General features: G+C 70.8%; 10 protein-coding genes. 3 read left to right on the top strand and 7 right to left on the bottom strand.

Going from position 1 to position 11,921, the window contains the following annotated elements; genetic code table 11:
• Positions 1–164: 164 nt before the first annotated feature.
• From AC0665_RS18780 to AC0665_RS18765, 4 genes are all read right to left on the bottom strand, one after another.
• Positions 165–1,265, bottom strand: a complete 1,101-nt coding sequence (locus AC0665_RS18780; protein ID WP_468637793.1) for a carboxylate-amine ligase — start codon at positions 1,263–1,265, stop codon at positions 165–167.
• Between the two features lie 234 nt (positions 1,266–1,499).
• Positions 1,500–2,288: a phosphodiesterase gene (locus tag AC0665_RS18775; RefSeq protein WP_478705383.1), complete on the bottom strand. Its 789-nt coding sequence runs from the start codon at positions 2,286–2,288 to the stop codon at positions 1,500–1,502.
• A 126-nt stretch (positions 2,289–2,414) separates the two neighbouring features.
• Entirely contained in the window at positions 2,415–2,573 is a 159-nt protein-coding gene (locus AC0665_RS18770; protein ID WP_468405457.1) for a hypothetical protein, read from the bottom strand.
• A 111-nt stretch (positions 2,574–2,684) separates the two neighbouring features.
• Positions 2,685–4,151, bottom strand: coding sequence for a non-reducing end alpha-L-arabinofuranosidase family hydrolase (locus tag AC0665_RS18765; RefSeq protein ID WP_468405459.1), 1,467 nt, complete (start codon positions 4,149–4,151; stop codon positions 2,685–2,687).
• 665 nt (positions 4,152–4,816) lie between these two features.
• Here AC0665_RS18765 and AC0665_RS18760 point away from each other — a divergent pair.
• Together AC0665_RS18760 and AC0665_RS18755 are read left to right on the top strand one after the other, a co-directional pair.
• Positions 4,817–6,247, top strand: a complete 1,431-nt coding sequence (locus AC0665_RS18760; RefSeq protein ID WP_468637790.1) for an endo-1,4-beta-xylanase — start codon at positions 4,817–4,819, stop codon at positions 6,245–6,247.
• 100 nt (positions 6,248–6,347) lie between these two features.
• Entirely contained in the window at positions 6,348–7,655 is a 1,308-nt protein-coding gene (locus tag AC0665_RS18755; protein ID WP_478608403.1) for an RICIN domain-containing protein, read from the top strand.
• 63 nt (positions 7,656–7,718) lie between these two features.
• Here AC0665_RS18755 and adh read toward each other — a convergent pair whose 3' ends face one another.
• Positions 7,719–9,236 carry an aldehyde dehydrogenase gene (gene adh / locus AC0665_RS18750; RefSeq protein ID WP_478608358.1) on the bottom strand — a complete coding sequence of 506 codons (1,518 nt, stop codon included), beginning with the start codon at positions 9,234–9,236 and terminating at the stop codon, positions 7,719–7,721.
• 157 nt (positions 9,237–9,393) lie between these two features.
• Positions 9,394–10,623, bottom strand: coding sequence for an AfsR/SARP family transcriptional regulator (locus AC0665_RS18745; RefSeq protein WP_478705382.1), 1,230 nt, complete (start codon positions 10,621–10,623; stop codon positions 9,394–9,396).
• 299 nt (positions 10,624–10,922) lie between these two features.
• Between AC0665_RS18745 and AC0665_RS18740 the strand changes: the two genes are divergently transcribed.
• Positions 10,923–11,342 carry a hypothetical protein gene (locus AC0665_RS18740; protein ID WP_468405467.1) on the top strand — a complete coding sequence of 140 codons (420 nt, stop codon included), beginning with the start codon at positions 10,923–10,925 and terminating at the stop codon, positions 11,340–11,342.
• Here AC0665_RS18740 and AC0665_RS18735 read toward each other — a convergent pair.
• Positions 11,308–11,796 carry a hypothetical protein gene (locus AC0665_RS18735; RefSeq protein ID WP_468637976.1) on the bottom strand — a complete coding sequence of 163 codons (489 nt, stop codon included), beginning with the start codon at positions 11,794–11,796 and terminating at the stop codon, positions 11,308–11,310. The two genes, AC0665_RS18740 and AC0665_RS18735, sit on opposite strands and share 35 nt — an antisense overlap.
• Between the last annotated feature and the right edge of the window lie 125 nt (positions 11,797–11,921).

Genomic DNA, 11,921 nt, shown 5'->3' with positions numbered 1-11,921 from the left:
GTACCACTGGCCCCAGGACTTCGCACACGCTCGGTGACGCCTGGCGGGGTCGCGGTGCCGCCCGGTCACCGTGCCGTTCACGCACTGTGCCGTTCGTTCAGCAACGCCGTTCGCTCAGCACCGCCGGTTCGCTCACCGGGTGGGGTGGTCGCCGTGCCGGGCGGTCAGGGAGTCGTGCTCTCGTCGATGATCAGGTCCATGACCGCGGGGAGACCGCCCTCCGCCAGGGCGGCACGCTGCCGGTCGGCTCCGGTGCCGTCGCGCAGCAGCCGGTGGACCAGAGCCGTGACCTGCCGGGTGTCACCGGACGCGTCGAGCGCCGGAGCCACATGCCGCAGGAGCCGGCACAGCACGTCCCCGGCCCGTCGCCGCTGCCCGTCGCCCGGGTCGATCAACGTGTCCCCGAGGCCGTACCGGGCCGCGTGCCACATGCTGGCGTGCAGCAGTTCCGGTGCGCAGTCCGCCGCGGGCACCCGGTCGGCGGTGGCCTCGGCGAGAGCGGTCTGCACCAGAGCCCGGACGATCCCGGCGCACAGGACCGCCTCGTCCGCGCGCAGTTGGACGTCCGCGCAGCGCACCTCGACCGTGGGATACCGCTCGGACAGGCGCGCCTGCCAGTACACCTGGCCGCTGTCCGAGATGAGACCGCTCTCCACCAGCTGCTGGATCCGTCGCTCGTAGTCCGCGGCATCGCGGAACGCCGGAGGCACACCGCCCACCTGCCAGCGGTTGAAGATCATCGTGCGCCAGCTGGCGAACCCGGTGTCGTGACCGTCCCACAGAGGGGAGTTCACCGACATCGCCGTCAGCACCGGCAGCCACAGCCGGATACGGTTCAGGACCTCGACACCGGCCTCCCGGCCGGGCACACCGACGTGCACGTGCATGCCGTTGACCAGCTGTTCCGCGACGAGTTGCGGAGCCTGCGCGGCCATGGCCCGGTAGCGGGCGCGGTCGGTGACCGCCACCGGCCGCCCGTCGCGCAGCGGTGGCGTCGCACAGGCCGATATCCGGCACCCGTGCTCCTCGGCCGCCGCCCCGACGGCGTGCCGCAGACGCAGCAGATGCCCACCGACCTCGTCGAGTGTTCCGCACACCGGCGTCGCCACCTCGACCTGCGCCTGGAGCAGCTCGGACTGCACCTCCTGGTCACCCACGCACGGCGCCGCACCGGCCGCCATGCAGACCTTCTCCGCCAGCGGCGCCGGGAACCCCGCGATGGGGTCCACCAGCAGGTACTCCTCTTCCACGCCGATCGTCGTCATCGACCGCCCTCTGCTTCCTCGCGGCCGCACCGGCTCGCGATCCTCCGACGCCCTCGCAGTGCAAGACGCCTCGACGAGGCGCGCCCTGGGGCTGACACCGAGTGCCGCAACCGCCTCGTCACAAACCCCACACGGTTGAGGAGGTGCGGCGCCGATGATGCGAAGGCGGAGGCCCGGTGCCGACCGTCACGACCCCGCCCCGCCGTCACTCGGTGAAGCGGTACTGCCGGGGGATCAGGCGCGCCGACGGCCCGCTCGGGAGCCGCGGTAGGCGGCGCGGCGGGTCATGGCCAGGGCGCTGCCGGGAGTGAAGCCCGGCACGCTGTGCGCGTAGATGTCGAAGTCCAGGCTCTCGTGCCGCGGCAGGGGCGAAGCGGTGCGGACCGTGAGGACGGCGAAGGGGCGCCACGAGCCGTCGGAGGTCCCGGCGCACAGGTCGAACAGGAGCGGTCCGGCGGTCAGCGCCCGCCTCAGACTCTCCGGGTCGCCGTGCACCGGCGCCTGCGCGGTACGGCGGGGAAAGGCGGCCAGGACGCGGTGGCGGCCGCCGACCCGGTAGGAGAGCAGACTCGAGTAGGGGCCACCCAGTGCGTCGGCGCGCGGCAGCGGCACACGCCTGGTGATGCCGCCCCGCCCGCTGCTGGTGAGGAGCAGGTCGAGAGGGCGGTCGGCACCGTCGGCGTGCTGCACGCGCACGGCGAGCCCGAGCCCGTCGGGAAGCCGCCTGGGCAGGCCGGCCGCGCGGGAGAGACGCACCGTGGCGGCGTACCGTCCGGGTGCGTCAAGCCAGGGCACGTGCCATGGCGTGGTCCCGTCGCCCACGACCTCCAGCTCGGCCGCGCAGGTCAGCCCCCGGGGATGCAGCGCGGGGGCCGCGCGCATCCCGGCCAGGCGGCGGAACCCGGCTTCGACGGCGGCGGCCCAGGACCCCGGCATCGGACGTCGTCGCTTTCCCGAGGCCGCCGGTGCGTCGGCAGGTGCCGCCGCGCCCGCCACGGACCGGGCCGTCCGCTCTGCCACCATGTGCTTCCTTGTCCGGCCACCGGCCACTCGTACGACGCAGAGAAGGCGGGCCGATCGTGAACCGGTCCGTGCGCGCGGCACGGCCCCGTCCACGATCGGCGCCGCCGTCGGCACCTCGGTGGGTGGTCATCCGGTGTCTTCGCCGGACGCCTCCTGTGTGTCCGCGGCCTCGCCGCCGGACGGGTCCGGCGCCGGACGTCCCTCCTCCTCCGGGTGGACGTCCCGTTCACCGGTTTCCCGCTCCAAAGGGGAGTCGGGCTCGCGTTCGGCTTCAGGACTGCTCATGGTCCCTCCTTCACGCCGTCGAACGGGCCTCCCGACTTCCCCTGTGCGGCGAGCGGAAACGGCGAGCCCATGCCGCCCGCTCGCTGCCGGAGCCGGACTCGTCTCACGCCGTCAGCGCTGCAGAGTCAGCAGCCCCGGACGGTAGGGCAGGAGGCCGTAGTCGCCTCCGGAGGAGGGGCTGCGCCCCTGGTAGAGCAGTTGCAGCTTGCAGGGATCGACGGTCATGGTCTGGTCGGGGCCGGTACGGATCAGTTCGCCGTGGCTGATGTCGTTGGTCCAGGTGGCGCCACTGTTGGCCTTGCCGGCGAAGGGGTTGCTCTCGGTCGCGGCCTGGGGTGTCCACGAGCCGTTCAGACTGGTGGCCGTGAACGAGCGGAAGTAGCGGTGGCCCTGCGCGCCGATCGCCTCGACGATCATGAGGTAGCGGTTCTGGCCCTGGAGCTTGTACACCTGCGGGGCTTCGAACAGGTTGTTCGTCGAATCGCTCATCACCACGGTCGAGGAGGCGCCGAAGCTGCCCGGGAAGTTCCCGATCGGCATGCTGGCCCGGTAGATCTTGCCGTTGTCACCGGCGAAGAACAGGTACATGTTCGTCCCGTCACCGATGATCGTCTGGTCGATCGGTCCTGTTCCCGGGCCGGGGATGCTTCCGGAGAAGAGCACCTGCGGGGACGACCAGCCGTTCGGGTTGGTGGGGTCGCTCGACGTCCGGTAGGAGAAGGCGGTCCCACCCCACTGGTAGGTGAGCACCCAGATATTCTTCGGCGCGAAGTAGAACAGCGTGGGCGCGACGGTGGAGTTCGACATCGCGTTCTGGCTCGCCGAGCCCATCTCCGACCAGTTGGTGAACAGGCCGAAGTTCATCGAACCCCAACGCGTCCCTGTGTCGTGCGTGGTCGCGTACACGAGTTGCTTGCCGTTGTAGGGGACGACGGTGAAGTCCTTGAGCGAGACCCACCCCGGCTTGGGCTGGGCCAGGGCGCCCGTCGATGTCCAGCGGTATGTCGACGGCAGCGCGCACGAGCCGGGGTCGGTGCTGCCGGCCTTGACGAGTCGCCACTGCTGGTTGGCGCCGCCCCAGTCGTCGTACTGGACGACCTCGGCGTTGTCGGCGGTCGAAGCGCCCTGGACTTCGAGGGCCTTGTTGCTGTGGCGTGCGATGAGCCTCACGTAGCCGTCCGAGCTGTCGGCCAGCCGCCACTGCTGGTTGGTCGCGTTCTGGTCGGTCCACTGGACGATCGAGCCGCCGTTCGCGGTGGACTGGTTGTGGACGTCCAGCACCTTGCCCGAGTGGCGGGACTTGATGCGGTAGTAACCGCCCCCGGAGTCGACGAACTGCCACTGCTGCTGGGCCTGATCGTTCCTGGTCCACTGGGTGATGCGGGCGCCGTCGCCGGTCGCCAGGTTGTAGACGTCCAGGGCCTTGCCGCTGTTGCGGTTGACCAGCACATACGAGGCGTTGGGGTCCACCGTCGCCGCACCGGCGGGCTGGGCGCCGAGGAAGGTGGCCACGAGCAATAAGGGCGCCAGGACGGCGAGCAAGCGTCTCGGACGGATCGGGGAAGGGCGAGACCACATCGGAGGGCCTCCTTCGAGTGGGTGGGGGGTGAAGTGGCCCGATGAAGCGAGGAGCGGACGGGCCGGGCAGCGGATCTCGAATGTTTCGAAGATTTCCCGGATGCTTCGACGCCACAAGCTAGGAATGTGGGGCCAGTTGGTCAAGGGCTGTCGCAGAACTGTCCACAAACAGCACATGGCTCAGGGGGGACCCTGACTCCTGCTGGCGGATGAAGCCAGAGGTTCGTCCGCGGCTCGCCGAGGTCCCGGAAAGTTTCGGGCGGAAAACCGAAAAATTCTTCTGCGGAGGGTGTTGACGATGCATCGTCAACGCCTCAATCATCCCTGTCGAAGAGGCGGCCGTGGTTCGAGATGTCGAACCATCAAGCCGACCCCTGAGCAATCCGTGCCGCACGGCAGATCCAGACACAGCCGCACGACGGATCCGCGCCCCGAGCACCCGCGCCACCCCGTTTCGTTCCGGTGAGGTCCGCACCAGCGCTCCTGGCTCTTCGCGCAGTCGAAGAGGTACGCGACGCCGCGTGGCGGGCCCCCGGCTGAGCCGCGATGGAGTGCCCATGCCTGTGCCGAGACCCCGCCGCCGCCCGCCGAACGCCGCCCGACGGCCGGCCGGGCGCCGTCCTGCCCTTCGGTCCTTCCTCGATGCCTACCCTGGAGGCACAGTCATGGGCTCCTACGCCCTTCCCGAACCGGTCGTCCGCCGGAAGATCCGCGGCCTGCTGCTGGCGCTGGTCGTCGGCGTCCTCAGTACGCTCGTCGCGCTGGTCACGCCACCGACCGCACAGGCGGCCGAGAACACCCTCGGCGCCGCCGCGGCGCAGAGCGGCCGCTACTTCGGCACCGCCATCGCCTCGGGCAGGCTGGGCGACTCGGCGTACACGTCGATCGCGGCCCGTGAGTTCAACTCGGTGACGGCCGAGAACGAGATGAAGATCGACGCCACCGAACCACAGCGCGGCCAGTTCAACTTCACCGCCGGCGACCGCGTTTACAACTGGGCGGTGCAGAACGGCAAGAAGGTCCGCGGCCACACCCTGGCCTGGCACTCCCAGCAGCCCGGCTGGATGCAGAGCCTCAGCGGCAGCGCGCTGCGCCAGGCAATGATCAACCACATCAACGGCGTCATGGCGCACTACAAGGGCAAGATCGCCCAGTGGGACGTGGTGAACGAGGCCTTCGCCGACGGCAGTTCGGGAGCCCGGCGCGACTCCAACCTGCAACGCACCGGCAACGACTGGATCGAGGTCGCCTTCCGCACCGCGCGCGCCGCCGACCCGGCCGCCAAGCTCTGCTACAACGACTACAACGTCGAGAACTGGACCTGGGCGAAGACCCAGGCCATGTACGCCATGGTCCGGGACTTCAAGCAGCGCGGCGTGCCGATCGACTGCGTCGGCTTCCAGTCGCACTTCAACAGTGGCAGCCCCTACAACAGCAACTTCCGCACCACTCTGCAGAACTTCGCCGCCCTCGGCGTCGACGTGGCCATCACCGAGCTCGACATCCAGGGCGCCCCGGCCTCGACCTACGCCGCTGTGACCAACGACTGCCTGGCCGTCCCGCGCTGCCTCGGCATCACCGTCTGGGGCGTGCGTGACACCGACTCCTGGCGAGCGGACCAGACGCCGCTGCTGTTCAACGGCAACGGCAGCAAGAAGCCCGCCTACACCGCCGTCCTCAACGCGCTCAACGGCGGTTCCACCACGCCCCCCGCGGGTTCCGGAACGATCAAAGGCGTCGGTTCGGGCCGCTGCCTGGACGTGCCCGGCACCAGTACCACCGACGGCACCCAGGTCCAGCTGTGGGACTGCCACAACGGCACCAACCAGCAGTGGACGTACACCGCCGCCGGCGAGCTCACGGTCTACGGCAACAAGTGCCTGGACGCCGCCGGCACCGGCAACGGCACCAAGGTCCAGATCTACAGCTGCTGGGGCGGTGACAACCAGAAATGGCGCCTCGGCTCCGACGGATCCATCGTCGGCGTCCAGTCCGGCCTCTGCCTCGACGCCGTCTCGGGCGGCACGGCCAACGGCACCCTGATCCAGCTCTCCTCCTGCTCGAACAGCGCCAACCAGCGCTGGACCCGCAGCTGATGGGACCCGTCACGGACGAAGGGGCGAATCGATGAAGACCTACGGTGCGGTTTCCCCCGCTCCTGTGCGACGACATCGCTGGTGGTCCCGCATCGCCGCGGTGGTGGCGGCGACCCTCGCGATCGGCATGCTCGTCGCGGTGAAACCGACGCCCGCCGAGGCGGCGACGGTGGACCCCAACGCCTGGTACGTCCTGGTCAACCGCAACAGCGGCAAGGCGCTGGACGTCTCCGGCGCGTCCACCGCCGACGGCGCGCGGCTCGGCCAGTGGACGCGCAACGACGGAGCCCACCAGCAGTGGCAGTTCGTGGCCTCGGGTGACGGCTTCTACCGCCTCAAGGCCCGGCATTCGGGCAAGGTCCTCGACGTGGCCGGCTCCTCGACCGCGGACGGTGCCGCGATCCAGCAGTGGGCCGACCACAACGGGGGCAACCAGCAGTTCCGCCTGGCCGACTCCGAGGCGGGCCACGTCCGGCTGATCAACCGCACCAGCGGCAAGGCGGTGGAGGTGCAGGGAGCCTCCACCGCCGACGGCGGCAATGTCGTCCAGTACTCCGACTGGGGCGGCACCAACCAGCAATGGCAGCTGGTCAAACTGTCGTCCGGTGGGGGTGGCGGCGGCGGATGCGGCAGCGCCCCGACCCTGGCGAGCGGTACGCACACGATCCAGAGCGGCGGCAAGAGCCGCAGCTTCATCCTCAGGGTTCCCGCCAACTACGACAACAGCCGCCCCTACCGGCTGATCTTCGCGTTCCACTGGCGGGGCGGAACCGCCGGCGAGGTCGCCTCGGGCGGCACGAGCGGCAGCGCCTGGTCCTACTACGGCCAGCAGGAGCAGTCGAACAACAGCGCGATCCTCGTCGCTCCGCAGGGCCTCGGCAACGGCTGGGCCAACTCGGGCGGTGAGGACGTCACCTTCGTCGACGACATGATCCGGCGCATCGAGGGCGGCCTCTGTGTCAACCCGGCACAGCGCTTCGCCACGGGATTCAGCTGGGGCGGCGGCATGAGCTACGCACTCGCGTGCAGCCGGGCGAACGTCTTCAGGGCCGTGGCCGTCATCTCCGGCGCTCAGATCAGCGGGTGCAGCGGCGGCAACCAGCCCATCGCCTACTTCGGAATCCACGGCGTCAGCGACAACGTCCTCAACATCGGGCAAGGACGGTCCCTGCGCGACAAGTTCGTCAGCAACAACGGCTGCACCCCGCAGAGCCCGCGCGAGCCCGCGCCGGGCAGCCGCACACACATCACCACCACCTACGCGGGCTGCCGTGCCGGATACCCGGTCCAGTGGGCCGCGTTCGACGGAGGCCACATGCCCGGCCCGGTCGACGGCTCCTCCGGCGAAAGCGGCGTCACCACCTGGACCAAGGCAGAGATCTGGAGGTTCTTCGCACAGTTCCAGTGAGACCCACGCACCACGGAGTGGAGCCGGGACGATCCCGGCTCCACTCCCTCCACGTCCGGCGAACTAGAAGAACCCGAGCTTCTTCGGGCTGTAGGAACAGAGGATGTTCTTCGTCTGCTGGTAGTGGTCGAGCATCATCTTGTGGTTCTCGCGGCCTATCCCGGACTTCTTGTAGCCGCCGAACGCCGCGTGCGCCGGGTAGGCGTGGTAGCAGTTCGTCCAGACCCGGCCTGCCTTGATCTCGCGGCCCAGGCGGTAGGCCATGTTGCCGTCGCGGGTCCAGACGCCCGCGCCGAGGCCGTACAGGGTGTCGTTGGCGATCTTCAGGGCCTCGTCGACCGAGTCGTACGTCGTGACCGAGACGACCGGGCCGAAGATCTCCTCCTGGAAGATGCGCATGTCGTTGGTGCCACGGAAGACGGTCGGCTCGATGTAGTAGCCGCCCTCCAGGCCGGGCACGACACGGGGGTTGCCGCCCGTGACGACCTCGGCGCCCTCCTTCCTGCCGATGTCGAGGTAGGAGAGGATCTTCTCGTACTGGTCGTTGCTCGCCTGCGCGCCGATCATCGTGGCCGGGTCCAGCGGATCGCCGCCGACGATGGCCTCCGTGCGTGCGACACAGCGGGCCATGAAGTCGTCGTAGATCGACGAGGGGATCAGGGCGCGGGACGGACAGGTGCAGACCTCGCCCTGGTTGAGGGCGAACATCACGAAGCCCTCCACGGCCTTGTCCAGGTAGTCGTCGTCGGCGGCCATGACGTCGGGCAGGAAGATGTTGGGGCTCTTGCCGCCCAGTTCCAGGGTGACGGGGATGATGTTCTCGCTCGCGTACTGCATGATCAGGCGGCCGGTCGTCGTCTCGCCGGTGAACGCCACCTTCGCCACCCGCGGGCTGGACGCCAGCGGCTTGCCCGCCTCCACGCCGAAGCCGTTGACGACGTTGACCACACCCGGCGGGAGCAGATCGGCGATCAGCTCCATGACGTAGAGCAGGCTGGCCGGAGTCTGCTCGGCCGGTTTGATGACGACGCAGTTGCCCGCGGCCAGCGCGGGGGCGAGCTTCCATGTGGCCATCAGGATCGGGAAGTTCCAGGGGATGATCTGGCCGACCACGCCCAACGGCTCGTGGAAGTGGTACGCGACGGTGTCCTCGTCGATCTGCGCGATGCTGCCCTCCTGCGCTCGGACGACCCCGGCGAAGTAGCGGAAGTGGTCCACGGCCAGCGGGATGTCGGCGGCCAGGGTCTCGCGGACCGGCTTGCCGTTCTCCCAGGTCTCGGCGACGGCGATCTTCTCCAGGTGCTGCTCGATGCGGTCGGCGATCCGGTTCAGGATGTTCGCGCGTTCCGTCGTGGACGTGCGGCCCCACCGCTCGGCCGCCCGGTGCGCGGCGTCCAGGGCGAGATCGACGTCGGCGGCGCTGGAACGGGCCACCTCGCAGAAGGTCTTGCCCGTCACGGGGGTCGGGTTGTCGAAGTAGCGGCCCTCGACGGGCGCGGTCCAGTCGCCGTCGATGAAGTTGTCGTAGCGGCGGGCGAAGGTGACGATGCTGCCGTCGGTTCCGGGCTGCGCGTACACCATGGCGGCTCTCCTCGGTGAAGGGCGGTGCGGTGACGGTCCGTGCCGTCGTGACGGCCCCCACTGTGCTTCCGGGAGGTTGGCGCGAGGTTGGCGCGCGATGCCGTGCCGTCGACCCGGCTCCCCCAGGGCATCTCGGCACCGAGTCCCGAAGAACACGTCAGTCCCAGTCCCGCAGGGCTGTCGTCAGCCGGCCCGCCGCGATCGCGCGGCGCGTGTCGTCCGGGGCGAGCAGCCGCAGCGCGTGCTCATGGATCTCCGCGTCGTACGGCGCGCGTTCGCCGTGGCGCAGGGCGTGTTCCGGGCGGCTGCTCGCCAGCACGGCCTCGCGTACCGCCACCTCGAGACGGGTGCGCCACTCCTCGATGCCCGGGGCCTCGGACCGGGGCAGGAGCGGGCCGCCGTAGCGGAGCAGGGCGGTGTCCGTGTCGCCCTGCTCCAGCGCGCGCAGGACGTCCGCGGCGTCGCAGGACACGGGAGCGGTGAGGGCGTAGTGGCGGGGGCTGATCGCGCCGCCCAGCGCCCGGCGCAGATGGGAGATCTCCGCCTTGAAGGTCGAGGACGTGACCGGCCGGTCGCCGTACAGGGCCGCGCGCAGCCGTCCGGGGGAGAAGCCCGCGGGTTCCAGGGCGAGAAGGGTGAGGATCTCCAACTGGCGGGGGCGCAGGGGGAGGGGTTGCCCCTCGCGCACGGCCCGTTCGGAGCCCAGACACGTGAGCCGCAGCCGGCCCGGGCGGGGCACCTCCGCGGTCAGCCGGGCCTCGATCGTCGACACCAGCGTGCGGACGGTGGACATGGCCAGGGGATGCGAGCGGTCCCAGGTCGTGGACAGGTCCAGTACGCCGAGGACGCGACCGTCCCGGCCGTGCACCGGGGCGCAGTAGCAGACCCAGCCGTGCAGGGCCGACACCAGATGCTCGGCCGAGAAGACGGAGCTGGGACGGCCGGTGCGCAGGGCGAGGGACAACGCGTTGGTGCCCATGGCCTGCTCGTCCCAGCGGCCGCCCGGCGCGAAGTTGACCCGCTCGGCCCGGCGGCGCATGGTCGGACCGCCACAGGTCCACAGGATGGTGCCGGACTCGTCGGTGACCGCGGTGACGAACCCGGCGTCCTCGGCGATGCTGTGCAACTCCCCGGAGAGTTCGGTGACCGGCCGGTACAGCGGTGAGGACGTCCAGCGCCGGTGCACCTGGCCGCCGTCGGTGACCGGGGCGCTGTCCCTGCTCGGGTCCACGCTGCCCAGCGACCGGGCCCAGGACTGCGTCACCTCGTCGCGCAGCGTCGCGGTGACACCCGGCTGCGCGCCCGGGACGCTCAGCCGCGGCACCCACCGGGACCACTCGTGCTCCAGCACGGCCCTGCGCTGCCGGAGGTCAGGGCGCTGTGACATGGCCTCTCCCTGCCGTCGTGCCGGTTTCCCGGCGTCAGGTCAGTGTTACCGGATGCGCCCGCCCCGGTCGAGAATCCCGTCGAACCCGGCGGCGACCTTCGCCGGGGCGGGTCGGGGGAGACACCCTGGCCGGGAAGTGACGGGTCGGCCGGGAATCGCCCTCCGCCCTGAACGGGCGACCGCCTGACTGGATGTTTGTCCGGTGTCCGCACGCCGCCGTACGGGTGACGCGTTCACTCGACCCGACGGACGGCGCCCGGCCCGCGTACCACCGGTGCGCGACCCCGCGTTTTCCTGGCATGGACAGCACGGAGACCGCTCGGCGCCTTCCCGGGAACGACGCCGCGCCCCGCTCGTACGCCGAACTCACCAGCGGATACGCGGGACATCCGCCCATCTACGCGGCGCTGGTCGCCGAGTGGGAGGCCAGGGGGCACACCGTCCCGGAGCACCGCGACGGTCAGTGGGTGTCCTTCGCCGCGCCGGCCGAGAGCGAGACCTGGACCGCCGTCACCTCGTGGACCGCGGGCCGGCACCTGGGCCCGGTCGTCCCCGCCGCCCCGCACCCCGCGCACATTCCCCACCCGTCCGCCGGCCGGCACCCCGGCCCGGCCGCCCCCGCCGGCACCCGCCCCGCGCCCGGCCGTCACGCGGGCCCGGCGACTCCCTCGTCCGGCGCCCGTCTCACCAGCCGTCCGTCACCACCGGCTCCGCGCTGACCGGCGCCAGCACCGCGAGGGTGCCGCTGGCCTCTCGCAGGGCCGTTTCGAGCGTGCCGGGCGTGTGCAGGGTGCCGGTTCCGTCCGGCGGGACGAGCCACTCCAGGCGCCCGGCGGGCCGGTACGGCGGCGGCACGGCGACCCAGGAACCCCGCCCGACGTGACGCACCCCGAAACCGACCCACTCGCTGACCGGGTCCGGCGGCAGGAAGAACCCCACTCTTCGCGCGGCGCAGTCCACCAGTGTGGGGCCCGGCACCTTCAACGGGTCACGCCACAGGATGTCCAGCGCGAGGAGGCCGAGCCGGTCGGGAACGCTGAGCACGTCCCAGTACCGCCCGGCCTGCACGAGCACCGTGCCCGCGCCGTAGTCCCACTCGCGCTTGCACTCCTTGGGGTCCGTGGCGGCCGCGGCGAGCCACTCGACGGCTTGCTTCCACATGACGCTCTGCATGGCCACCCCAGGGACAGTCGGCGGCGCCGCGGTCGGGCGCGTGCTGAACGGAGCCGGTGACCCGCGGGTTCCGCGTGCCGCCCGGCCGTAGCCATGCTGGTAGATATTTCTACGCGCCGGAAGGG

Source organism: Streptomyces sp. NPDC043685, from assembly GCF_056436585.1.
The sequence above is the reverse complement of the archived record's forward strand: the minus strand, read 5'-3'. Positions and strand labels throughout refer to the sequence as shown.